25 protein-coding genes are annotated in these 24319 nt (G+C 69.2%); all 25 read right to left on the bottom strand.

Going from position 1 to position 24319, the window contains the following annotated elements:
* Positions 1-17 precede the first annotated feature (17 nt).
* The 25 genes from rpsS to ACIP6W_RS06585 all read right to left on the bottom strand — a co-directional run bounded on the left by rpsS (position 18) and on the right by ACIP6W_RS06585 (position 24307).
* Positions 18-299, bottom strand: coding sequence for a 30S ribosomal protein S19 (gene rpsS / locus ACIP6W_RS06705; RefSeq protein ID WP_017885529.1), 282 nt, complete (start codon positions 297-299; stop codon positions 18-20).
* 11 nt (positions 300-310) lie between these two features.
* The gene (gene rplB, locus ACIP6W_RS06700) at positions 311-1150 is read right to left on the bottom strand and encodes a 50S ribosomal protein L2 (RefSeq protein ID WP_058728264.1); all 840 of its coding nucleotides are present in this window, start codon (positions 1148-1150) and stop codon (positions 311-313) included.
* An 18-nt stretch (positions 1151-1168) separates the two neighbouring features.
* Positions 1169-1468, bottom strand: coding sequence for a 50S ribosomal protein L23 (gene rplW, locus ACIP6W_RS06695; RefSeq protein WP_058742338.1), 300 nt, complete (start codon positions 1466-1468; stop codon positions 1169-1171).
* Positions 1465-2124: a 50S ribosomal protein L4 gene (gene rplD, locus ACIP6W_RS06690; protein ID WP_066657033.1), complete on the bottom strand. Its 660-nt coding sequence runs from the start codon at positions 2122-2124 to the stop codon at positions 1465-1467. Before rplD ends, rplW begins: the two co-directional genes overlap by 4 nt.
* Positions 2125-2126: 2 nt before the next feature.
* Positions 2127-2780, bottom strand: a complete 654-nt coding sequence (gene rplC / locus ACIP6W_RS06685) for a 50S ribosomal protein L3 (RefSeq protein ID WP_022903285.1) — start codon at positions 2778-2780, stop codon at positions 2127-2129.
* Between the two features lie 13 nt (positions 2781-2793).
* Positions 2794-3102: a 30S ribosomal protein S10 gene (gene rpsJ / locus ACIP6W_RS06680; protein WP_022903286.1), complete on the bottom strand. Its 309-nt coding sequence runs from the start codon at positions 3100-3102 to the stop codon at positions 2794-2796.
* 842 nt (positions 3103-3944) lie between these two features.
* On the bottom strand, positions 3945-4805 hold the full coding sequence (locus ACIP6W_RS06675; RefSeq protein ID WP_209684903.1) for a DarT ssDNA thymidine ADP-ribosyltransferase family protein: 861 nt from the start codon (positions 4803-4805) through the stop codon (positions 3945-3947).
* Positions 4806-4841: 36 nt separating this feature from the next.
* Entirely contained in the window at positions 4842-5819 is a 978-nt protein-coding gene (locus ACIP6W_RS06670) for a DNA topoisomerase IB (RefSeq protein WP_271826706.1), read from the bottom strand.
* A 143-nt stretch (positions 5820-5962) separates the two neighbouring features.
* Positions 5963-7150: an elongation factor Tu gene (gene tuf / locus ACIP6W_RS06665; protein ID WP_058728450.1), complete on the bottom strand. Its 1188-nt coding sequence runs from the start codon at positions 7148-7150 to the stop codon at positions 5963-5965.
* Between the two features lie 136 nt (positions 7151-7286).
* Entirely contained in the window at positions 7287-9401 is a 2115-nt protein-coding gene (fusA, locus tag ACIP6W_RS06660) for an elongation factor G (RefSeq protein ID WP_066657042.1), read from the bottom strand.
* A gap of 102 nt (positions 9402-9503) precedes the next feature.
* Entirely contained in the window at positions 9504-9974 is a 471-nt protein-coding gene (gene rpsG, locus ACIP6W_RS06655) for a 30S ribosomal protein S7 (protein WP_058742332.1), read from the bottom strand.
* Between the two features lie 5 nt (positions 9975-9979).
* Positions 9980-10348, bottom strand: a complete 369-nt coding sequence (rpsL, locus tag ACIP6W_RS06650) for a 30S ribosomal protein S12 (RefSeq protein ID WP_058728453.1) — start codon at positions 10346-10348, stop codon at positions 9980-9982.
* A 336-nt stretch (positions 10349-10684) separates the two neighbouring features.
* A complete protein-coding gene (locus tag ACIP6W_RS06645) occupies positions 10685-11818 on the bottom strand; it encodes a hypothetical protein (RefSeq protein WP_271826705.1) in 1134 nt (377 codons plus the stop codon).
* Between the two features lie 182 nt (positions 11819-12000).
* A complete protein-coding gene (locus tag ACIP6W_RS06640; protein ID WP_271826704.1) occupies positions 12001-12459 on the bottom strand; it encodes a DUF6121 family protein in 459 nt (152 codons plus the stop codon).
* 52 nt (positions 12460-12511) lie between these two features.
* Positions 12512-13177: a hypothetical protein gene (locus ACIP6W_RS06635; RefSeq protein WP_400428772.1), complete on the bottom strand. Its 666-nt coding sequence runs from the start codon at positions 13175-13177 to the stop codon at positions 12512-12514.
* Between the two features lie 173 nt (positions 13178-13350).
* On the bottom strand, positions 13351-14127 hold the full coding sequence (locus ACIP6W_RS06630) for a hypothetical protein (protein WP_400428770.1): 777 nt from the start codon (positions 14125-14127) through the stop codon (positions 13351-13353).
* Between the two features lies 1 nt (position 14128).
* Positions 14129-14749 carry a hypothetical protein gene (locus ACIP6W_RS06625; protein ID WP_400428768.1) on the bottom strand — a complete coding sequence of 207 codons (621 nt, stop codon included), beginning with the start codon at positions 14747-14749 and terminating at the stop codon, positions 14129-14131.
* Positions 14750-14910: 161 nt separating this feature from the next.
* Positions 14911-15963 (bottom strand): type IV pilus assembly protein PilM, encoded by a 1053-nt coding sequence (gene pilM, locus ACIP6W_RS06620; RefSeq protein ID WP_400428766.1) that lies wholly within the window; start codon positions 15961-15963, stop codon positions 14911-14913.
* Between the two features lie 21 nt (positions 15964-15984).
* Positions 15985-16821: a prepilin peptidase gene (locus tag ACIP6W_RS06615; RefSeq protein ID WP_400428764.1), complete on the bottom strand. Its 837-nt coding sequence runs from the start codon at positions 16819-16821 to the stop codon at positions 15985-15987.
* Positions 16818-18572, bottom strand: a complete 1755-nt coding sequence (locus ACIP6W_RS06610; RefSeq protein WP_400428762.1) for a hypothetical protein — start codon at positions 18570-18572, stop codon at positions 16818-16820. Before ACIP6W_RS06610 ends, ACIP6W_RS06615 begins: the two co-directional genes overlap by 4 nt.
* Positions 18569-19297 carry a type II secretion system protein J gene (locus ACIP6W_RS06605; protein WP_400428760.1) on the bottom strand — a complete coding sequence of 243 codons (729 nt, stop codon included), beginning with the start codon at positions 19295-19297 and terminating at the stop codon, positions 18569-18571. Before ACIP6W_RS06605 ends, ACIP6W_RS06610 begins: the two co-directional genes overlap by 4 nt.
* Positions 19294-20691, bottom strand: a complete 1398-nt coding sequence (locus ACIP6W_RS06600; protein ID WP_400428758.1) for a prepilin-type N-terminal cleavage/methylation domain-containing protein — start codon at positions 20689-20691, stop codon at positions 19294-19296. The genes ACIP6W_RS06605 and ACIP6W_RS06600 overlap by 4 nt, the downstream gene beginning before the upstream one ends.
* Before the next feature lie 72 nt (positions 20692-20763).
* A complete protein-coding gene (locus ACIP6W_RS06595) occupies positions 20764-21216 on the bottom strand; it encodes a type II secretion system protein (RefSeq protein ID WP_400428756.1) in 453 nt (150 codons plus the stop codon).
* Between the two features lie 185 nt (positions 21217-21401).
* On the bottom strand, positions 21402-22634 hold the full coding sequence (locus ACIP6W_RS06590; protein WP_400428754.1) for a type II secretion system F family protein: 1233 nt from the start codon (positions 22632-22634) through the stop codon (positions 21402-21404).
* Positions 22634-24307, bottom strand: coding sequence for a type IV pilus twitching motility protein PilT (locus ACIP6W_RS06585; RefSeq protein WP_400428752.1), 1674 nt, complete (start codon positions 24305-24307; stop codon positions 22634-22636). Before ACIP6W_RS06585 ends, ACIP6W_RS06590 begins: the two co-directional genes overlap by 1 nt.
* Between the last annotated feature and the right edge of the window lie 12 nt (positions 24308-24319).

Here is a 24319-nt window from a genome sequence, read left to right as displayed (position 1 = left end):
TCCTCTGCGTCGCCGCGTTAGCGGCGACGGCCCTTCTTGTCGTCCTTCACGTGACCACGGAAGGTGCGGGTCGGCGCGAACTCGCCGAGCTTGTGACCGACCATCGACTCGGTGACGAACACCGGGATGTGCTTGCGGCCGTCGTGCACGGCGATCGTGTGTCCGAGCATGTTCGGGACGATCATCGAGCGACGCGACCAGGTACGGATCACGTTCTTGGTGTTGGCCTCGTTCTGCGTGACGACCTTGCGGAGCAGGTGCTCGTCGACGAAGGGGCCCTTCTTCAGACTGCGTGGCATCTTCTGAACTCCTACTTGCGCTTCTTGCCGGCGTTACGGCGACGGACGATGAGCTTGTCGCTCGGCTTGTTCGGCTTGCGCGTACGACCCTCGGCCTGGCCCCAGGGGCTGACCGGGTGACGACCACCGGACGTCTTGCCCTCACCACCACCGTGCGGGTGGTCGACCGGGTTCATCGCGACACCACGCACGGTCGGGCGGACGCCCTTCCAGCGCATGCGGCCGGCCTTGCCCCAGTTGATGTTGGACTGCTCGGCGTTGCCGACCTCGCCGATCGTGGCGCGGCAGCGGGCGTCGACGTTGCGGACCTCGCCCGACGGCAGGCGGAGCTGCGCGTAGGGGCCGTCCTTGGCGACGAGACGCACCGAGGCACCGGCCGAACGCGCCATCTTCGCGCCGCCACCGGGGCGGAGCTCGATCGCGTGGATGACCGTACCCACGGGGATGTTGCGCAGCGGCAGGTTGTTGCCGGGCTTGATGTCGGCGCCGGGGCCCTGCTCGATGACGTCGCCCTGCTTGAGCTTGTTCGGCGCGATGATGTAGCGCTTCGTGCCGTCGACGTAGTGCAGGAGCGCGATGCGCGCGGTGCGGTTCGGGTCGTACTCGATGTGTGCGACCTTGGCGTCCACGCCGTCCTTGTCGTGACGACGGAAGTCGATCACGCGGTACTGGCGCTTGTGGCCACCACCGATGTGGCGGGTGGTGATGCGGCCCGAGCTGTTGCGGCCACCGGTCTTCGGCAGCGGACGAAGCAGCGACTTCTCCGGCGTCGAACGGGTGATCTCAGCGAAGTCGGCGACCGACGAGCCGCGACGACCGGGGGTCGTCGGCTTGTAGTTACGAATAGCCATGATTTATCCCTCTGGTCCTCAGCCGACAGCCGTGAAGATGTCGATCGAACCGGACTTGAGCGTCACGATGGCGCGCTTGGTGTCCTTGCGCTTGCCCAGGCCGAACTTCGTGCGACGGGTCTTGCCCGGACGGTTCAGCGTGTTGATGCTCGCGACCTTGACGTCGAAGATCTTCTCGATGGCGAGCTTGATCTCGGTCTTGTTCGAACGGGGGTCCACGATGAACGTGTACTTGCCCTGGTCGATCAGGCCGTAGCTCTTCTCCGAGACGACCGGCGAGATGATGATGTCGCGCGGGTCCTTGTTGAAGCCGCTCATGCGGAGATCTCCTTCGCGGTCTTCGACGCGATGAAGGCGTCGAGTGCGCTCTTGCTGAAGACGAGGGCATCCGACTTGAGCACGTCGTAGGCGTTGAGCTGGCCGTACGAGAGTGCGTGGACACCCGGCAGGTTGCGGATCGACTTGAGCGTGAGCTCGTCGTCCGACTCGAGCACGACGAGCACGTTCTTGACGGGCGCGACCTTCTCGATGAGCGTGCGAGCGGTCTTGGTCGACGGCACCTCGGCCGCGACGAAGGACTCGACAGCGGAGATGCGGCCACCGCGGGCGCGGTCCGAGAGCGAGCCGAGCAGGGCTGCGGCGATCATCTTCTTCGGGGTGCGCTGCGAGTAGTCGCGCGGGGTCGGTCCGTGGACGACGCCACCGCCGGTGTGCTCCGGAGCGCGGACCGAACCCTGACGGGAGCGGCCGGTGCCCTTCTGCTTGAACGGCTTGCGACCAGCACCGCGGACCTCGCCGCGGTTCTTGGTCTTGTGGGTGCCCTGACGCGCGGCGGCGAGCTGCGCGGTGACGACCTGGTGGATCAGCGGGACGTTGGTCTCGACGTCGAAGAGCGCGGCGGGCAGCTCGATGCTGCCGGCGACGGCTCCGGTCGCGTCGAGGACGTCGATCGTGGTTGCGGTCTCGGTGGCCATGATCACTTACCCTTCACGGCGGTGCGGACGAAGACGGAGCGACCGCGCGCACCGGGGACGGCGCCCTTGACGAGCAGCAGACCCTTCTCGGCGTCGACGGCGTGCACCGTGAGGTTGAGGACGGTCACGCGCTCGCCACCCATGCGGCCGGCCATGCGCATGCCCTTGAAGACACGCGACGGGGTCGACGAAGCACCGATCGAACCGGGCTTGCGGTGGTTGCGGTGGGCACCGTGCGAAGCGGACACACCGGCGAAGCCGTGGCGCTTCATGACACCGGCGAAGCCCTTGCCCTTCGACGTCCCGACGACGTCGACCTTCTGGCCGGCCTCGAAGGTGTCGACGGTGAGCTCCTGGCCGAGCGTGTACTCGGCGGAGTCGTTGGTGCGGATCTCGGTGAGGGTGCGACGCGGGGTCACACCGGCAGCCTCGAAGTGGCCGGCGGCCGGCTTGTTCACCTTGCGCGGGTCGATGGCACCGGCGGCGATCTGGATCGCCTCGTAGCCGTCGCGCTCGACGTTGCGGATCTGGGTGACCACGTTCGGGCCGACCTCGATCACGGTGACGGGGATGAACTTGTTGTTCTCGTCCCACACCTGGGTCATCCCGAGCTTCTTGCCGAGGAGGCCCTTGACGGTCTTGGTTGAGTTCGCCATTGGTCGGTCCCCCTTACAGCTTGATCTCGATGTTGACGTCAGCCGGGAGGTCGAGTCGCATGAGCGAGTCGACGGCCTTCGGCGTCGGGTCGACGATGTCGATGACCCGCTTGTGCGTGCGCTTCTCGAAGTGCTCGCGCGAGTCCTTGTACTTGTGGGGCGAACGGATCACGGTGACCACGTTCTTCTCGGTGGGGAGCGGCACCGGGCCGACCACGGTCGCACCGGCACGGGTCACCGTGTCGACGATCTTCCGGGCCGACGTGTCGATGACCTCGTGGTCGTACGACTTGAGCCGGATGCGGATCTTCTGTCCCGCCATGTGTCTCTCTGTCCTCTCTGCGCCGCGCACCCTCGGGCCGCCTGACGCCGCCGTCACCGTGCATTCCTGCAGGGCTTGGCTGTTTTCCTGAACCAACCGGCCGCATCCTCGGGGGATGACCGCTGTTCTCCTGTCAACCGCGCAGGGCGACCGTGGCCGTCCAGCGTGGGCATGTCGCTTCCCCCACACCTGGACACAGCAGTGGCCAGGCGCTCACGAGGGACTCGATCGTGTTCTGCTGCCTGCGGCCCAACCCAGCTCCGCTGGACGGAGGGGTTGTGCACTGCCAGAGCAGTGATCCTGCGCGCGCGAACGCCCGCGGAATTCGGAACCGGACAAGTCTCGCACAGCACGTCCGTGCGTGCAACCCGGGCGTGTCGTCGGATTCCGTGGGGCGCGGAGCGGCTCGCTCCCCCGGAACGGCGGGGTTCCGGTCGGCCTGGAGGCACGGCGCACCCCGGGCGCGTCGGGCGCGTTCCCGAGGTGCTCGGTGTGCTCGCGGCAGCGCTTGCGGCGGGTGCCAGTGCGGCCGGCGCCGGTCCGGCCGCCGTCGCTCCGGCCGGCGTCGGTCCGGCCGGCGCCGGTCCGGCCGGCGCCGGTTCGGCCGGCGCCGGTCCGGCGGGTGCCAGTGCGGCCCCGTCGCTCCGCGAGCGGGCAGGACACGCCGTGTGGTGCGCGGCGGGCGGGCGGGATCGGTCGGGTCGAGGTGCCGAGCGTGACGGAAACGGCCCGCTCGGCACGGCGCAGTGGAGGACCGGGCAGCCCGGCGAACCCTGAGGAACGGATCGTGCCCGCTCGGCGAGGCCGAGCGGGCACGATGGTGGGGAGGTCGTCCGACCCGGTCAGAACTCCTCGGGCACGGGCGGGACGAACCAGGGCGGGAAGACCGCGACGCGGGGCCCGGTGACCCGGTGCTGCGCGAGCAGCGACTTGACCTGCTGTCGGACGCGGTCGTTCGGCACACCGATCACGGCGACGGACGAGAACGGCACCCGGGGACCGGCGAGCAGCTCGAGCCCGTGCATGTCCGGGTCGGTGAAGTCGGTCCGGCGGATCAGGTTCGTCGCGGCCTCGGGACCGACGGCGAACCGCACGTCGTCGGCGTCGGCGTCCTGGTCGGCCACGATCACCGACGCGCCGAACGCGGACACCGGCACGACGAGCACGACGTACTCGGTCGCGCGGGTGCGGCGTGCGGCGTCCGACCACCGGGTGCCCTCGGCACCGTGACGGAGCTCGTCCCAGCGGGTGGCGTCGGGCGAGAGGGTGAAGGGCACGTGCCCGGAGACGGGTCCGCCGTCGGGAGCACTCGCCTCGGCGCGGGCGGCCCGCGTCTCGGCCGAGCTGACGTCGACGACCGGGGCGGCCGCGTCGGCAGCGAGGATCGCACCCTCGGCGACGATCGACGACAGGTTGTCGACGTGGGTGGCGTGGTGCGCGCGGAGCGACGCGAAGACGCGGGGCTCCGGCAGCTCGGGAGCCGCGGGAGACCGGAGCGACGACGAGCCGCGCGCGGGCGCCGGGGTGGAGCGGAGGTCGGTGGTGATGCGGGTCCGACGGGGCGTCGGCGTGGTGGGGACGGCAGGCACCTCGGCCTGTCGGGGGGAGCAGATGTCGCAGAGCTCGGTGGGGAAACCGTGGATGCACTCGTCGGTCACGACTGGGAGGGGTCCTTCCGTGCCCGGGTGGGGGAGGTCGGGCACGGTGTCCAACCGTACGTCATGATCCGCCCCCTTCCGTCACTGTCGGTAGAGCAGGGCACGCACCTCGGACTCGGCTGCGTGCAGGCGCTCGGGGTCGATGGTCTCGCCGTGCTGGTACGCGTCGAGCAGCCGCGGGTCGATGTAGCTCTGCCGGCACACGGTCGGCGTGTTGCCCAGCTCCTCGCTCGCGGCCTTCACGGCGTGCGAGACGGCCTTCTTGCGCTTCGCCTCGCTGGGTTGGGGTCCGGTGCGCGCGAGGTCCACGGCGGCGGCCACCGTGCCGTGCAGGGTGCGGAAGTCCTTCGCCGTGAACTCGTCGCCGGCGCGCTCCTTCACGTACTCGTTGATGTCCTCGGCGGCGAGGGGCTCCCACTCCGCGCCCCGTCCGGCGCGGAACGACAGCAGGCGGGCGTTCGGGCCACGCCGCTTCATCCCGGCGATGACCCGCGCGAGGTCGTGGTCGTGGATGGTCGAGGACCACTCCTGGCCGCTCTTGCCCGGGAAGTCGAGCTCGATGTCGTCGCCCGACACGTGCGCGTGCGCACAGAGCAGCGTCGACAGCCCGCGGCTGCCGTGCTCGGTGGCGTACCGCTCGGACCCGACCCGGAGCGAGCCCTGGTCGAGCATCCGGAAGGCCGCGGCGAGGGCACGCCGGCGGTCGGGCTCGGGCCGTCGCAGGTCCTGCGTCACCATCCGTCGCGCGGACGGTAGCGACTCCGCCAGGGCCAGCGCGCGGTCGTACTTGATGCGGTCCATCCGCTCGCGCCAACCGGGGTGGTACATGTACTGGCGACGACCGACGCCGTCCTTGCCGGTCGCGAGGATGTGCCCGTTCTCGTACGGCGAGATCCACACGTCGTCCCAGGCCGGCGGGATCACGAGGTCCTCGAGGCGCTGCCGGACGGCCTCGTCCGTGACGGTCTTCCCGTCCGGGTCGCGGTACGAGAAGCCCTTGCCGCTGCGGACACGGTGGTAGCCACGACCGTTGGTCGCGGAGCGGCGGAGACGGGTCACTCCGACGATGTTGCCCGTCAGCGCCTGGGACCCGTCACCGGGAACGCTCCCGGAGGAGCCCAGAGGTCCGCCGGGAACGACGAAGCGGGGCCGGACCCGAAGGCCCGACCCCGCTGGCGCAGTGTCTTCCGGAGAACCGGGAGTTACTTGACGATCTCCTCGACCGTACCGGCGCCGACCGTGCGGCCACCCTCACGGATGGCGAAGCGGAGGCCGGCCTCCATCGCGATCGGCTGGATCAGCTCGACCGACATGGCGACGGTGTCGCCGGGCATGACCATCTCGGTGCCCTCGGGCAGCGTGATGACGCCGGTGACGTCCGTGGTGCGGAAGTAGAACTGCGGACGGTAGTTCGCGTAGAACGGGTTGTGACGACCGCCCTCTTCCTTGGTCAGGATGTACGCGTTCGCCTTGAACTCGGTGTGCGGCGTGACCGAACCCGGCTTCACGACGACCTGGCCGCGCTCGACGTCCTCGCGCTTGAGGCCACGGATGAGGAGACCGGTGTTGTCGCCCGCCTCAGCCTTGTCCAGCAGCTTGCGGAACATCTCGATGCCCGTGACCGTGGTCTTCTGCGTCGGGCGGATGCCGACGATCTCGACCTCGGAGTTGAGGTCCAGCGTGCCACGCTCGACACGACCGGTGACGACGGTGCCACGACCGGTGATCGTGAAGACGTCCTCGATCGGCATGAGGAACGGCTGGTCGGTGGCGCGCACCGGGTCCGGGACGTTCTCGTCGACGGCGGACATCAGGTCCTGGACGGACTTGACCCACTTCTCGTCGCCCTCGAGCGCCTTGAGCGCCGAGACCTGCACGACGGGGGCGTCCTCGTCGAACTCCTGCGAGCCGAGGAGCTCACGGACCTCGAGCTCGACGAGCTCCAGGATCTCCTCGTCGTCCACCATGTCGGACTTGTTCAGCGCGACGACGATGTAGGGGACGCCGACCTGGCGGGCGAGCAGCACGTGCTCACGCGTCTGGGGCATCGGGCCGTCGGTGGCGGCGACCACGAGGATCGCGCCGTCCATCTGCGCCGCACCGGTGATCATGTTCTTCACGTAGTCGGCGTGACCCGGAGCGTCGACGTGCGCGTAGTGGCGCTTGTCGGTCTGGTACTCGACGTGGGAGATGTTGATCGTGATGCCGCGGTCGCGCTCCTCGGGAGCGCTGTCGATCTGAGCGAAGTCACGGGCCTCGTTGAGGTCCGGATACTGGTCGTGCAGAACCTTGGTGATCGCCGCCGTGAGCGTGGTCTTGCCGTGGTCGACGTGACCGATGGTTCCGATGTTGACGTGCGGCTTGGTCCGCTCGAACTTGGCCTTGGCCACTGTGGGTCCTCCTCAGGACTCGGAGAGCACGCCCCCGGTCTGACGACCGTTGGCGAGCAGGGTGTGTGTCTAACTGTACTTGGTGACGAGGGGCCCGTCGCCGGGCACCCTCGCCTGTGGAGAGAACGCCGGAGCGTTACTCTCCGCTGTTCTTCGCGATGATCTCCTCGGCGACCTTGGCCGGGACCTGGCTGTAGGTCTCGAAGGTCATCGAGTAGACCGCACGACCAGAGGTCTTGGACCGGAGGTCCCCGACGTAGCCGAACATCTCGGACAGCGGCACGCTCGCGCGGACCACCTTGACGCCCGAGGCGTCCTCCATCGAGGCGATCTGGCCACGACGGGAGTTCAGGTCACCGATGACGTCGCCCATGTACTCCTCGGGAGTACGCACCTCGACGGCCATGATCGGCTCGAGGATGGCCGGGCCGGCCTTGCGGGCGGCCTCCTTGTAGGCGATGGAACCGGCGATCTTGAACGCCATCTCGGACGAGTCGACGTCGTGCGCCGCGCCGTCCTTGAGGATGGCCTTCACGCCGACGGTCGGGTACCCGGCGAGGATGCCGACCTGCATGGCGTCCTGGATACCGGCGTCGACCGACGGGATGTACTCACGCGGGACGCGACCACCGGTGACGGCGTTCTCGAACTCGTAGACCTTCTCGGCCGTGACTTCCATCGGCTCGAGGGCGATCTGCACCTTCGCGAACTGGCCGGAACCACCGGTCTGCTTCTTGTGCGTGTAGTCGTAGCGCTCGACGACCTTGGTCAGGGTCTCGCGGTAGGCCACCTGCGGCTTGCCGACGGACGCCTCGACCTTGAACTCGCGCTTCATGCGGTCGACGAGGATGTCGAGGTGGAGCTCGCCCATGCCCTTGATCGTCGTCTGACCGGTCTCGGCGTTGAGCTCGACGCGGAACGTCGGGTCCTCTTCCGCGAGCTTCTGGATGGCCGTGGAGAGCTTCTCCTGGTCGGCCTTCGTGTTCGGCTCGATGGCGACCTCGATCACCGGCTCCGGGAACGTCATCGACTCGAGGACGACCTGGTCCGACGGGTCGCACAGGGTGTCACCGGTGGTGGTGTCCTTGAGGCCGATGACCGCGTAGATGTGACCGGCGGTGACGTTGTCGACCGGGTTCTCCTTGTTGGAGTGCATCTGGAAGATCTTGCCGATGCGCTCCTTCTTGCCCTTGGTCGAGTTGATGACCTGGGCACCGGACTCGATCGAGCCGGAGTACACGCGGACGTAGGTCAGACGACCGAAGAAGGGGTGCACCGCGACCTTGAACGCCAGGGCCGAGAACGGCTCGGTGGCGTCGGGCTTGCGGATGATCTCCTTCTCCTCGTCCTTGACGTCGTGGCCGATCATCGGCGGCACGTCGAGCGGGGACGGGAGGTAGTCGATGACCGCGTCGAGCATCGGCTGGACGCCGCGGTTCTTGAAGGCCGAGCCGCAGAGGACGGGGTAGACCTCGGAGGCGATCGTGAGCTTGCGGATCGCGCCCTTGATCTCGTCCTTGGTGAGCTCCTCGCCACCGAAGAACTTCTCGAGCAGGGCGTCGTCGGTCTCGGCGACGCGCTCGATCAGCTTCGCGCGGTATTCCTCGGCGCGGTCCTGGAGGTCCGCCGGGATCTCCTGGACCTCGTACTGGGCGCCCATGGTCACGTCACCCTTGGCGTCGCCGGGCCAGACCTTGGCGTGCATCTCGATGAGGTCGATGACGCCGACGAAGTCGTTCTCGGCACCGATCGGGAGCTGGAGCACGAGCGGCTCCGCACCGAGGCGGTTGATGATCGTGTCGACGGTGAAGTAGAAGTCAGCGCCGAGCTTGTCCATCTTGTTGACGAAGCAGATGCGCGGGACGTCGTACTTGTCCGCCTGACGCCACACGGTCTCGGACTGGGGCTCGACGCCCTCCTTGCCGTCGAAGACGGCGACGGCACCGTCGAGGACGCGGAGCGAGCGCTCCACCTCGACCGTGAAGTCCACGTGACCGGGGGTGTCGATGATGTTGATCTGGTTGTTGTCCCAGAAGCAGGTCGTCGCGGCCGACGTGATCGTGATGCCGCGCTCCTGCTCCTGCGCCATCCAGTCCATCGTCGCGGCGCCGTCGTGGACCTCACCGATCTTGTGCGTGATGCCCGTGTAGAACAGGATGCGCTCGGTCGTCGTGGTCTTGCCGGCATCGATGTGCGCCATGATGCCGATGTTGCGGACCTTGTTCAGGTCGGTGAGCACGTCCTGTGCCACAGGTTCCTCCGGAAGAGTTGTAGGAGAGGTTGGCGTCCGGGTGGGCGCCGACGGTTCATGACCGCCGGCACCCACCCGGAGCCGGGACTACCAGCGCCGGACTTACCAGCGGTAGTGGGCGAAGGCCTTGTTCGACTCGGCCATCTTGTGCGTGTCCTCACGGCGCTTGACCGCGGCACCGAGACCGTTCGACGCGTCGAGGATCTCGTTCATGAGACGCTCGGTCATCGTCTTCTCGCGACGGGCCTTGGCGTACGAGGTGAGCCAGCGGAGCGCGAGGGTGTTCGCGCGGTGCGGCTTGACCTCGACCGGGACCTGGTAGGTCGAGCCACCGACGCGGCGGCTGCGGACCTCGAGGGTCGGACGGACGTTGTCGAGCGCCTTCTTCAGCGTCGCGACGGCGTCCTGCTGGTTCTTGGCGGTGACGCCCTCGAGTGCATCGTAGACGATGCGCTCGGCGAGGCCCTTCTTGCCGTCCAGGAGGATCTTGTTGACGAGCTGCGAGACGATCGGCGCGCCGTACACCGGGTCGGCGACGACGGGACGCTTCGGGGCGGGACCCTTACGAGGCATCTAACTCAACCCTTCTTCGCGCCGTAGCGGCTGCGGGCCTGCTTACGGTTCTTGACGGCCTGGGTGTCCAGGGCACCGCGGATGATCTTGTAGCGCACACCGGGGAGGTCCTTCACACGACCGCCGCGGACGAGCACCATCGAGTGCTCCTGCAGGTTGTGGCCCTCACCGGGGATGTAGGCCGTGACCTCGGTGCCGTTCGAGAGCTTGACACGAGCGACCTTGCGCAGGGCCGAGTTCGGCTTCTTGGGGGTGGTGGTGTAGACGCGGGTGCAGACACCACGCTGCTGGGGGTTCGCCTTCAGTGCCGGCGCCTTGGTCTTGACGACCTTGGGCGTACGACCCTTGCGAACGAGCTGCTGGATGGTAGGCAACTGTTCTCCTGGTTCTTCGCTCGTGTTCTGGCCGACGCCTTCCGTCGGCTTCCTCATCCCACGCTGATCACCGCCTGACGGCGGAGGGGAGGTCGTGGGATGGATGACCCGGTACGGTCTCGTCGAGGACGACGAGGGTGACCCGGGATTTCGGGCGCGCCCGAGAGCGCACACCTGGTAGAGACTACCCGCGTCACACGGCGAAATCAATCCGGGCGCGTCGCGCTCCGAGCGACCCGCCGACGCGCCAGACCGGCCCCGTACCGGACCGCACCGGTCGGGGCGGAGGCGGGGCGGGCCTCCCGGCCGTCGACCGCGGGTCCGGGCCGGTCCGCGTCAGGAACCCGAGTCCGACGACCCGTTCCCGACGGCGGACTCGAAGGTGGCGCCGTCGTCGGAGAAGCCCGACACGTACCCGCTCGCGTTCACGTTCATCGGCCCCGCCGTGGCCGTGCCGACGCCGTCGGGTCCGGAGATGTCCGCGGTGAAGGTGGCGCGGCCGAGCGTCGTCGTCGAGATCGTCCACCCGCGCGACAGCCAACCGCCGACCGTGACCTCCGGGCGCTGCTCGAGCGTCCACTTCTGGTTGGTGTAGGTGTACGCCGGGTCCTCGCCGTAGGCGTAGAAGCTGCAGCCCGCCGGGGCCGGGTCGGTGGAGGCGATGCAGCCGTCCACCCAGCGGTCCACCGCCTGCTGCGCGGCCTGCTTGCCGTCGTCGGTGAGCTCCGTCGTCAAGGACACCGGCACCGAACCGGTCCCGCTGAACCCGGGGACACGAGCGGAGGCGCGCTCTGCCGTGAACCACTTCCCGCCGTCGACGGTCACGTCGTACGTCCCGGGCAGCGCGGTCAGGTTCGCGATGCCGTCGTCGGACGTCCGGACACGCTGGCCGGCGACCTCGACCGGGGTCCCGCCGGGGCCGCGCACCGAGACCTGCACCCGGCCGAGGTCGGGGGCCTCGAGCTCCCACACCGGGAAGACCCCCCAGTCGGTCCCCGTGCGGTCGAGCGTGAAGGTGGAGGCGACGTCCCGGCCGCCCTGACGGAGGTAGGCACGCACGGTCGCGGTGTCGCCGTCGGTGCGCGTCGCCGCGATGCGGTACCCGGTGACCCGGTCGGACGCCTTCGCGTAGGCGGCGTCGGTGAGCAGGACGTCCTCGTCGTCGTGGTCCACACCCGCCAGACGCAGCGCGTCGTCGACGTGACCGGCGGTCAGGTCGTCGAGGAAGGCCCGCACCGGCCGGTCGGCCGAGTGCGAGGAGGACTGGAGCGCGTACCCGACGACCCCCGTCGCGAGCAGCAGCACCACGGCGGCACCGCCGGCGATGATCCCGACCAGTGCGCCGCGGCGCATCCGGCGACGAGGCCGTCGTGCAACCGGGGCGGCCGCCGGGACCGGTGCTTCATGCGTCCCGCGGATCGTGTCGACGTGCGGGACACGTGCCCACCCGTCCGGCTCATGGTCGGTCATGCGTCCCCCGTCGTGCCTGTTGCGTGCCCCCGGATCCTACCGCCGACCGGCGCCGCGGGACCGGGGCTGTGGCCGGCGCTGTGGAGCGCGGGTCGGAGTCGGAGTCGGGGCGGGGTCGGGGGGGGCGCACACGCATGCACGGCGCGCGACGGCCGGGGGGGCGCCGAGCGCGCGGGTGACTCCTAGCGGCGGTCGCCCTCCACGCCGGGGGTCGCGCCCGCCGGACGCTGCCGGGCCTGGTAGCGGGCGGCGGAGACGCCGCCGACGACGCAGAGCAGCGCCACGACGACGGACCCCACGACGAACGGGCTCAACGCGGACCCCGCCGGGAACACGAGGAGCTCGGTACCGTCGCCCCGCGTCATCGAGTACCCGACCGCACCCGTGCCGAGCATGACGAGGTACGTACCGGCAGCGGCGACGAGCCCGGTGACGCCCGGGTTGCCCTCGCGGATGCCCGCGGCGGTGGCGAGGAACACGACGGCGGCCGCCGCGACCACCATCGCAGGGCCGAGGTAGGGACTCGCGTCCGGCTGCGGGATCGCCTCGACGTCGGCGAGCAGGGCTTCGAAGCCCGTCACCGCGATGACGAGCGCGATGAAGAGGACCGACGTCATCGTCGCGATCAGCCACCGGGACATGGCTCGATGCTACTGCCGGGCACCCTGGGTGGCGGGTTGCGGCGCCGTCACGTCACCGTGCGGCGTGCTCCTGCGCGTGCTGGGGTCCCTGCGCTGCGGGGCTGCCCTGGGTCGCCTGGTGCTGCGCGGAGTCGTCCTGGGTCGCCTGGTGCTGCGCCGAGTCGTCCTGAGCCACGTGGTGCTGCGCGGGGCCGCCCTGGGTCGCCTGGTGCTGCGCGGCCGCGACGAGCGCGAGCGCGATCGTCGCCGTGATGACGGGGACGGACTCCGTCATGGGAGCGACGGGGGCCGTCATGGTGCCGTCCTGGAGGCGCGACTCGCCGCGGTCGCGCTCCCCCGGCTCCGCCTCGTGGTCGCGCAGGGCCGGCCCGACGACCGGCAGGACCGCCGTCGTCGTCGGCGGCTCGCTGTGCAGGACCGGCGCCGTCGGCAGGGCCGACGCGCTCGGCAGGGCCGAAGCCTGGTTCCGGGCGGCCCGACGTGCGCGGCCCATCCTGACCAGGACGACCACCGCGATGACCGCCCAGATGCCGTTCACGATCGTCGACGGGATCGCGTGGTGCGCAGCGACGTTGACGGCGACGGAGAGGCCGCCGACAAGGTTGAGGGACTGGTAGAGCGGCCCGTTCGGGATCTTGCCCAGTGAGAACAGCAGGTAACCTGCGAGAACGGTTACGGCTCCGAACCAGCCGAGGAACTCCACGATTCCGACCAACACGCGCGACTCCGGGCACGACGAGGAACGGCCGTCCTGAGGCGACCGTCCGAGAGGGGTGTGAGCAGCCGCGAGTGCGGCGTCGGGAGCATCGTAGGCACACCGACGGGTGTCGCGGAAGTGGGTGCGGCGTGGCGTGTCGCACCCACTTCGCGGGGGGCTCTGCGGGGGGGGTGTCAGCCGTTCGTAGAGGCGCTCGACGAGGACGCCGCTGCGGCCTGTTCGGCCTGCGTGGAGGCGGCGTCCTGCAGGACGTAGATGAAGCCACTGAGGGTCCAGGTGGTGGGACCGGCGTCGTTGCTCGCGTCCGAACCGCTCGCGGAGGACGACGAGACGATCGATGAGACGAGGAACAGCCGCTTGCCGTTCTGCACGGCCTTCATGTAGGCGGTCGCCTGCTCGAAAGACCCCTGGACCCCGACGGTCACCGGCACCGCGGAGAAGTTCGCGCTGGTGATGACAGGGCTCGTGGTCACGGCGGGCGCCGCGGCTGCTCCGGGGGTGGCGGAGGCGTCGGGGGTGGCGGAGGCGTCGGGGGTCGGGGTCGGGGTCGCCCCGGCAGAGGCGGTGCCGGCCGCCTCGGTGCTCGTTGCCGGAGCCTGCGGCGGAGCGTACGACTGCGCATCGGAGGTGGTGAGCGACGAGATCGTCACCCCACCCGCGTCCGCGAGGTCCGACAGTTCCCGGTAGAACGCTGCCTGATCGAGCGACGAGGGGATGGAGCCCTCGAGGACCGCGAGCTCTGCCTTCTGCGCCGGCAGCGTCTGGCTCTCGGCGCGCAGCTTTGCGATGCGCCCCTCCGCCGTCGCGTTGCTCTGCTCGGCCGAGGCCTGCTGCTCGGCACTGGCGTCCGCCCGTGCGAGCTGCGGTTGCACGCCGAGGAAGAAGCCGCCGACGGCGACCACGACGCTCGCCATCACCGCGACGAGGAGCATGAGTCGGTTGCGGGACATGTCACTCCCCCTTCTCGGCGGCGTACTTGCCGTCGTAGGCGCCGGTGTCGAGGTGGATGGTGAGGTTTGCCGTGTACCCACCGGAGTCGTCCGCGCTGAGGGTGACCGAGTTGGCGTTGGCGTCCACGTAGCCCGGGATCTGCTCCAGTGCGGTGATCCAGTCCGAGACGGACGGGAGCACGGCGGTGGTCGCGGTCACCGTGACCGTCGCCACCCGCGGACCCTGCAACGGCGCCGTCGACTGCGAGAACGCCTGCAGCGGCGTCGCACTGTCGACCTGGACGCCGGTGATCGCGACCCCTGACGGCAGCGATGCCTGCATCCCCTCGAGTGTCGTGCCCCAGTCGATCTCCGTCGAGCCGCCGACCTGCTGCGCCGACGTGATGAGCGCCGACTGCGCCTGGACGGTCTTCACCTCGGCGAATCCCTGCTCCTGCTTGAGCAGCGACACGGTGTGGTCCTGGGCGATGGTGAGGTCCGATTCGGCGTTCGCCGCGGTCGCGTACGCCCCACCGGTGCCGAGCAGGGCGACGGCAGCGACGAGTGCCACGACCAACCATGCTCGCCTGACGCCTGCTCGCTGCCGTCGTTCGATCAGGACCTCGACGGGCAGCAGGTGCACCCGGGGCTCGTACCCGACGCTGACGGTGGTACGCCTGCCCCGCCGGTCCGGTTCGTCCGGCCGGGTCCGTCGCGCGGGCTTCCCCTGCGACGTTACCGACGGTGTCCGTCGGAACAGGGGCCGCCGGCCTCCCGCGGACCGGGCGTCCGCTCCTGCGCTGGTCATGCTGCTCTCCCTCCGACCGCGAGGCCGTAGGCGACCGCGACGGACGATCCGCGGGTCTCCAGATCGTGGTCCCGGACGGACCGGGCGCGCGCCACACCGTCGAAGGCGGATGCGACCCGAACCGGCATGCCGACACGATCGCCGAAGCCGTCGGCAAAGCCCCCCAGCGCCGCACCACCGCCGGCGAGCACCACCTCGCGGACCGGCTGGTCCGGGTGCGTGTTCACGAAGTAGTTCACGGTGTTCCTCAAGCTCGAGTAGAGCTCCTCGATGGACTCGCGGACGACGCCGGCGGCCCGGTGGTCGTCCGGCGTCCGGGCGGCCGCACCGAGGCCGAGGTGCCGCTTGACCATCTCCGCTTCGTCCCACGAGATGGACATGCGCGCAGCGAGGGCCTTCGTCACGTCGGCCCCTCCGGTCGGGATGATCCGCACGAACTGCGGTACACCGTCGGTCAGGATCACGACCGACGTGGTCTGCGCACCGAGGTCGATGACGGTGACCGTCCCGGGGACGGACCGGCGGGTCGTCAGCACCCTGCTCAGCGCGAACGGGATGAGGTCGACCCCGACCGGGTTGAGACCGGCGAGCTGCACCGCGCGCACGTTGTTCAGGACCGCGTCCTTGACCGCAGCGATGAGCAGCCCCTCGAGAACGGGCGCTCCGTCCTGCACGCCCTCGCTCGTCGGGTAGAAGTCGAGGATCGCGTCACCGACGGGGACGGGCAGCATGTCCTGCACCTGGAAGGGCAGCGATTCGCGGACCTGTGCCAGTGGCGCCCGCGGCACCGTCAGCGGACGCGCGAGGACGCGTTGGTTGCCCATGCCGAGCACCACGTCCCGCGATCGGAACCGGCCCAGGGACCAGAGTTGCTTCACCGCCCCGGCCACGGTGTTCGGCTCGAGCACTTCGCCCCGGGTCACGGAGTCCTCGGGGGTCGGGACCTCCGCGATGCGGACGACGGTCGGGTTCGCCTTGTCCGCATCGGCGACCTCGACCGCACGGATGGACTGCGCGGAGATGTCGAGCCCGACGATGTTCTTTCCCATGGTGGTCTTTCCGTCCGGTCCTCAGCCGATGCCGAGGAGTGCGAGGTAGGCGTTCCAGAAGTCAGCGCCGGAGAAGACACCGACCCAGGCGCCGCACACCATCCAGGGCCCGAAGGGGATCCCGCTGCGCCGACCGACGCGCCTCGTGGCGACGAGGACGAGGGCGAAGGTACCGCCGAGCAGGAACGCTGCGAAAGAACCCACTGCGAGGGGTCCCCAACCGAGGTACGCGAGCGCGAGCCCCAGGACACCGGCGAGCTTGACGTCTCCGAAGCCCATCCCGCCCGGTACGAGCACGGCGAGCAGCAGGTACGCCGCAGCGAGGGCACCCATCCCCACGAGTCCGCGGAGGAGCGCGCCCCAGTCACCGCTGAGAGCGCTCCCGAGGGCGAGCAGCACGAGCAACACCGGGTAGGCCGGCAGCACGATCCGATCAGGGAGGCGGTGCACGTCGAGGTCGATCATCGTCAGCGCCACGCTGATCGCCATGAGGTACAGGAACGCGAGGACGACCGGCAGGACGGCCGTCGCCGAGGCAGACGTCGGCGAGGTCGAGGTCACGGCCCGCACGACGACGACCGCGAAGAGGACTCCGGTGACGAGCTCGACCACCGGGTACCGCGCGGAGATCGCCGTCCTGCAGTGCCGACAACGGCCCCGCAGGACCACCCAGGACAGCACGGGCACGTTGTCACGTGACCGGATGGCGGTGTGGCACGTCGGACAGGCGCTCCGCGGACGTACCACGGACAGGCCGGCGGGAACGCGGTGGATGACGACGTTGAGGAAGGAGCCGATGAGGAGGCCGACACCGCCGCTGAGGACAGCGAGCAGCACGACCGGGGGTACGCCGATCACGATGCCGCGCTCCCGTCGGTCCGGAAGGCCGCCTTGACCTCTCCCACCGTCGTGATGCCGTAGGAGGTGGTCACCGGGCTGAGGAACCGCGGCGGAGCGGTGTACTTGAGTCGCGCGTCGTACTGGTAGTCCTTCACGTACCCGTTGCTGCCCGAGGAGACGATGCCGCGGAAGCGCTGGGCGATCGCACCCTTGACGGTGAGCTTGCCGCGAGCACCCCCTCGGTCGTAGTTCTGCACCTGGAAGGTGTGTGCGGCCGAGATGATCGCGGCGTCGATCTCGCGCCCGTCGTCGTCGAGCATCGCTCCGTTCCTGTTCCACGACACGGCCCCGTAGGGGTTCCACACCCACACCGCGTTCGTCGCGGTGAGGCCGAGGATGTCCGCGCTCGAGTCGACGTAGTCCAGGTCACCCGTGACGTACAGGTAGTTCTGGGCCGCGATGGTCAGCTGACCGTGGAAGTCCCCCTTCACGAAGGCGTCTCCGTTGCGCGAGCCGTACGCACAGGGCGCCGTCCCGAGTCCGGGTGTGGACTCCCCTGCGAGCGGGTACCCCACGCCGTTGCCGGTGCAGGTCGCGGCGGTGGATGAGGCGTTCTTGTTCGACGCGTCCGTGGGGATGTTCTGCACGTAGACGATGTTGTTCTCCGGAACCGGGATCGTGGCTCCCGCAACCGAGCCGAGCTGGCCCGACGACGTGCCCGGCTGCCCGCACTGCGCCGGCTTCGACCCGCCCGTGGCGCCGTCACCCGTCGTGTTCGTGAACTTCGTACCGGGTGACTTCACCGTCATCGTCCCGCCCGCGTTGAAGACGATGTCGGTCGGTCCGGTGTACAGGCACCCGGGGCGGGGAACGGTGGCACCGAGGTCGGAGCGCGTCTCCTGGAGCTGCTGCGAGTTCGTGGACGGCATGCCGATCGACGAGGCGAACGACGGCTGGTTGACGCCCGCCGGGAACTGCTGCCCGGCGCAGGCCTGGTTCAAGGAGTTCTTCGCCGTGTACCGAAGGGCGGTGCCGGTCGGTGAGTAGGACGTCGAGGGCGTCTCGGTGAACTTCGCCTCACAGATGCGCATGGTGTCGTTCGAGTGCGCAGGCCCGGCGATGACGTCACCGCTGCCGAAGGCGATCTCGTTGCAGCCGGTCGTCGGCCGCCCCTGGTAGGCGTACCGGACGCAGTTCGTGGTACTGGCACCGGAGATCTGCGGGTCCTGGATCTCGAGGTCGGTGAAGTACAGGAAGTCGATGAAGCCCTGCTGCCGGATGGACGCGACGACCGAGCGCACGGCGTTGCCGACCATCCCCGTCGACCGGACCTTGATCGTGCCGCTCGTGCCGTACTGCGCGGTGTTGACCTCGTACCGGTAGTACGACGTCGGCGTGTCCGGTGCCGTCACCGGGACCTTCGCCCACGACGCTCCGGCACCCACCCCGAATGCTGGGTTGGCCTTGGCCGCCGGCGGCATCGTCACCGAGCTGCCCCGGCTGTAGGTGGATGCCGGGTTGCCGTACTGGAAGTACGTGTTGTCGTTCGACAGTCGCGCCTGGTAGTCCGCGATGCCGGCGTACGCCGCGCTCAACGCCGCGTTGAAGTTCTGGTCGGCGTTCGCCTTGACCCGGCCGGACGTCGCGATCGACAGCGACGTCGCGACGAAGGCGACGATGACCATGCCGAAGATGAGCGCGATGACCATCGCCAAGCCCTGGTCGTCACGCGCGCGGGTCAGGTCGATGCGCTGTCGGAGTCCGTTCACGGTCCGACCCTTCCGGTCGAGAGGAGGTTGGGGAGGCTCACCTGGTTACTGAGGGTCACGCTGTTGTCGGCGACCGAACCGTTGTTCGACAGACGGAGGGTCACGCCGACCGAGACGACCGACTGCATCTGCGCGGCACTCAACGCGCCCGTCGCGTCCGGAACGAGCGCGGTGTTCGTTGCGTCGAAGTAGACGAACAGGGTCTGCTGGCCGCTCGGGGTCGCCGAGACCGGCGGTGCGAGGGTCCGCGTCGTCGGAGTGCCCGTGAAGCGGTAGTAGCTCGACCCGGACACGACCGGCTGTCCGGGGGTGACGGTCTCGACCAGGCGTCGCGAGGAGTCGAGCGCGAGCACCACCTGCTGCGGACGGGGGTCGGGACCCGCGTTCGCGACCGGGGCCGCGCCCGACAGGTCCACGGCGGTCGTGAAGGTCATGGACTCGGTCCGAGCGACGGCGAACGCCGGGGCGTCGGCCGCGTTCTGCTGGGGGTTCCGCATCGCGGCGTGCAGGAGTCGGGTGACCTCGTTCATCGCCGTCGACGCCGAGCGGGCGTTCGTGTCGGTCGCGTTGGCGTACGTCGTCGCCCGCAGCATGGTGACGAACGTTCCGGAGACCACGGCGAGCACGATCGCGAAGATCATGATCGTGACGAGCAACTCGGGCAGGCTCAGCCCGCGGTCGTCGCGCCGGATCCGGTCCGCGACCCGCAGCAGGACCCCGCTCACCCCGCGGTCCTCGGGTCGAGCGTCACGACGTTCGCGGTGCCCGGGACGACGATGCCGAGCAGGCCACCGATGATGTTGCCGAGCGAGATGGGGTTGAAGTTGATCGCGTCCGAGCTCTCGGTCACGGCCCACGTGCCCCACGGCAGGGCGATGGTCGCCGTACCGTCACTCCTCGTCGCCGTGCGGGTGAACGTGTAGGTCATCCCCGCAGCACACCCCGGGTCGCCGTTGGCCGCGGTCGTCGTCGTGGCCCGGATGGTCGTGGTCCGGGCCTTCACGTTGATGGTCGTCGCTCCCATGGCGACGGTCGGTGTCGCGATCGAGCTCCCGGTCGCGGGCGCGACCTGTGCCGGAGCCTTCCCGGTCCGAGCGTCCGCACTCGTCGGCCACGCTGTCGGGTCGGTCGACAGGCAGGAGCCGCCCGGAGTGCCGGTCGGGGCGTACTTCCCTGCGTAGACGGCGTAGCCCGACGCGATCGGGCTGAGGTACTGGTCGCTGACCGGGGCCGAGGTCTGGTAGACGCCGAGGGTGCTGACGTACGAGGTCGCGAGGTTCGTCGGCAGCAACGCGCTCACCCCGGACGTGTAGCGGTTCTGGAAGTCCCACGCGGGGTCGTACGTGAACGCCGCGCCACCCGAATCGCCCGCGGCGACCGTCACCGACTTCACGGGGTTCGCGGCCTGCTCCTGGTCGCGGTACTGGCCGGACGGCGGGCTGAGCGTCACGGTGTAGGTCCCTGGTGCCACCTTGTTCGCGACGGTGCAGCCGTCCGCGTTGGTGACGTCGGGTTGTGCGCTGCCGTCGAGGATCCGCGCGGTGTTGCCGGGGACGGTACGGTCGGGCGCCAGGGTCGCCGTCACGTTGCTCGTCCCGCCGCCGTTGATCGAGGTCACCGAGATGAGGACCGTGCCGAGCGCGGGGTCGTTGATCTTGCTGGTCGGGGCGAGGACCGTGTCGGCCGCGATCTTCTGCGTGGCGGACGACTGACCGGTCCAGGACACGCGGATGTTCACGCGACGGAAGAGGAGAGAACCGTTCCCCGAGAGGCCAGCGACCGTGCAACCGGTGTCGACGTTGTTCGTGTTGATCCAGGACACGGTCCGCGTGACCGTGTACTCGACGCCGTCCACCGCAATGGCGGGGTAGGTCTTGTTCGCCAGGCCGTTCAGGTCGTTCTGGCCGTCGATCCGCGCGACGTCGATGTACTGCTGGGCGAGGTTGGCGGCCTCCACCCGACCGCGGTTGTCCGCGGTCATGCGGAGAACCAGGGTGGTGGACGCGAGTGCGCCCATCACGATCACCGTGAAGATGAGAAGGGCGATGACGACCTCGACGAGGGACAGCCCCTCGTCGGACCGGCGCACGCGCTGGAGCGCGCGGCGGATGGCGATCATCGTTCCTCCTTCCCGTCGTTCTTGCCGCGGAGGGCGAGTCGACAGCTGTCGACTCGCCCTCCGCGGCTCAGATCAGCAGCCGGTCGGCTTGTCGGTCGCAGCAGCCGGGCCGACGACCGAACTCGAGTCGGTGACGTAGAACTTCTTCGCGTCACCGCTCGGAGCGTCCGCCGCGAGGCAGAAGGCACCGCCAGCGGTCGGAGTGCCTGAGTAGGCGATCGGCTTCGTGAGGTTGGCCGGGTAACCGTACTTGCCGAGCGTGGTCCCGAGCGTGGGCGCGGCGGTCGCTGCAGGGTTGTCCGTGTAGTACGCGATGACCGCGGTCTTCGCGTTCGTCAGGTCGGACTTCACGCCCGCGTCCTTCGAGCTCGACTGGATGCCGAGGTACACCGGGATCGCGATGGCCGCGAGGATGCCGATGATGATGACGACCACCAGGAGTTCGATCAGGGTGAAGCCCTTGTCGTTCTGCTCCAGCAGTCCCTTGCGGCGAGCTTCGAGCTTGCCCATGAGAGCGAAGTACATTGTTGTTCCGTTCCTTCGGAAATGGGGTGGGATTGCGTTCGGGAGCAGTGCCCTGCCGCCTGCTCAACTGTATGCAAGACAGATTCTCGGCATAATCCCGAGAACGGGGGTGATCGGCGCAGCAAAATGCCCCCAGTACCGGGGGCAGAATGCATCCGGCCTCCCCTCGGACGAGGGGCGCGCGATCACCCGGACTGCTGGATGACGGACGAGATCTGGAAGATCGGCATGTACAGCGCAATGATCATGCCGCCCACGACGACGCCGAGGAAGGCGATGAGCAGCGGCTCGATGAGCGACGTCAGCGCCTCGGTGGTGGCGGTGACCTCTTCATCGTAGAAATCCGCGATCTTCTCGAGCATGATCTCCATGGAACCCGCATCCTCACCTACGGCGACCATCTGCGACACCATCGACGGGAAGACCGTCTCCGCGGACAACGGATCGGCGATGGAACTGCCTTTCCGAACCGATTCAGCAACGCGTTCCAGTGCGCGTTGCACGACGATGTTCCCGGACACTTCTCCGGTGATCTGCAATGCCTGGAGAATGGGTACACCGGCACCGATCATGTTCGAGAAGTTCCGCGAGAACCGCGCGATCACGATCTTCTTGTTCAGCTTGCCGAACACCGGCAGCCGCAGTTTCAGCGGGTCGAACACCGATCGCACCGCATCGGTGTTCTTCCTCGCACGCCACCAGAGGACGAACACGACGATCGCGACGGCCAGGACCGGCCCGACGTAGACCATCGACGCCGACAGGTTGACGAGGATCTGCGTCGGCAGCGGGAGTTCGCCGCCGAGTCCCTCGAACATCTTCTGGAAGATCGGGACGATGAAGACCAGCATGATCACCACGCTGAGCAGCGACATGACGAGCACGACAACCGGGTAGGTCATCGCCGACTTGATGGTCGTCTTGAGCTTCTGCTCCTTCTCGAAGTTCGTCGCGATCGACGCCATCGCCTGGTCGAGGAAGCCGCCGGTCTCCCCCGCGCGGATCATGTTGATCATGATCGGCGGGAACTCGACCGGGTACTTCGCGACGGCGTCCGAGAGCGCCACCCCGCGTTCGACGTCGTCGCGGACCTTCTCGAGGATGCCGCGGAGCTTGGTCGACTGCGTCTGCTCGGCCAGGATGCTCAGCGTCCGGAGCAGTGAGAGCCCCGAACTCAGCATCGTGGCGGCCTGACGCGCCGTGATGGCGAGGTCCTTGAGCGCGACGCCCTTCTCGAGCCCCGGGATCTTGATCTCGGTCTGCAACCCGGTGCCGGGCTTCGCCTCGGTGATGGCGATCGGCGAGACGCCCATGCCGCGCAGGCGCTGGACGACCGCGCCCTCCGACGCGGCGTCGAGCCGACCCTTGACGAGCTTGCCGGCGCCGTCGCGGCCCCGGTAGTCGAACGCGAGCGACATCAGTGGCCTCCGGAGTACTTGTCGCCGAAGTCGATCTCGGATGCGGCGATCGCGGCGGCGGACGAGTCGGAGGGCGACTCGACGCGCTGGACGAGCCGGTCGAAGCCGTCCTCGTCGTGCACCTTCTCCATCGCCGCAGCCCGGGTGACGGTGCCGACGTTGACCAGCTCGGCCAGGTCCTGGTCCATCGTGTGCATCCCGGCGTCGCGGCCGGCCTGCATCGCCGAGGTGATCTGGTACGTCTTGCCCTCGCGCACCAGGTTCGCGATCGCCGGCGTCGTCCGCATGATCTCGGTGGCGACGACCCGGCCGGTGCCGTTCGCCTTCGGCACGAGCGTCTGGCAGACGACACCCTCGAGTGTCGCCGCGAGCTGCGTTCGGATCTGCCCCTGCTGGTGCGGCGGGAACACGTCGATGACGCGGTCGATGGTGCCCGGAGCGCTCTGCGTGTGGAGCGTCGCGAAGACGAGGTGGCCGGTCTCGGCCGCGGTGAGCGCGACGGAGATGGTCTCGAGGTCGCGGAGCTCACCGATCAGGATGACGTCGGGGTCCTGCCGCAGCACGTGCTTCAGCGCGGCGGCGAACGAGTGCGTGTCCGCCCCGACCTCGCGCTGGTTGATGATCGCCTTCTTGTGGTCGTGCATGAACTCGATCGGGTCCTCGACCGTCACGATGTGGTCGGCCCGGGTCTCGTTGACCAGGTCGATGAGCGCGGCGAGGGTCGTCGACTTGCCGGAACCGGTCGGCCCGGTGACGAGCACCAGGCCGCGGGGCAGCTTCGCGAACTCCCCCACGTGCTCCGGGATGCCGAGCTGCTTGAGCGTCTTGATCTTCGTCGGGATGATGCGGAAGGCCGCGCCCCAGTTGCCGCGCTGCTGGTAGTAGTTCACGCGGAAGCGGAACTCCGGCGACAGGGAGTACGCGAAGTCGAGTTCCTGCTCGTGGTCGAACTGCCCGGCCTGCTCGGGGCTCAACAGGGTCTTCAGTGCGGCGATCACCTTGTTGCGTGCCCAGGGTCCCCCGGGGACCGCGGGTCGCAGGGAGCCGTCGACCCGCACGGTGGGCGGGGCGTCGGCGGTGACGTGGAGGTCCGAGGCGCCCTGGTACACGACCTGCGAGAGCGCCGTGATGAGGTCGGCGTCGGCGACCTCGCGCGCGTGGCGCGTGAAGCCGATCTCGGGGTGCGCGCCGGCGTCGACGGCGCGGCCCTGCGTCGTGGTGGTGACGGCCTGGAGGCTCGTGGTCGGTACCGCGGGCGCCACCGGCAGGTGCTCGGTCACCGTCTCGGCGTAGCCGTACGCGGCCGTCGACGCGGGGACGGCCGCCGGGGGCGTGGCCGGCGCGGCCTGCGGCTGCGCGACCGGGACGGCGACGGGGTCGCCGGCGGGCGGCGGCCACGAGGATCCGCTGGAGGTCGCAGCCGCGGACGAGCCGCCCCACGCCGCCGTTGCGCCCCACGCGGGCTCGGTCGACAGGTCGTACACGGCACTGCTCGACGTCGGCACGGGCGAGCGGTCGCTCGACGACGCCGAGGGTGCCGACGCCGCAGCGGCCGCAGCAGCGGCAGCGAGCCGCGCAGCCCGACGACCGCCGACCTCGTTGCCCGGCTGTCCGGGGTGCCATCCGGCGACGGGGTCGTCGCCGGCCTCGATGTCGTACACCGATTCGTTCATCGTCCTCGTGCT

The sequence above is a fragment of the Curtobacterium sp. NPDC088465 genome, assembly GCF_044753165.1.
GTDB lineage: Bacteria > Actinomycetota > Actinomycetes > Actinomycetales > Microbacteriaceae > Curtobacterium.
The sequence above is the reverse complement of the archived record's forward strand: the minus strand, read 5'-3'. Positions and strand labels throughout refer to the sequence as shown.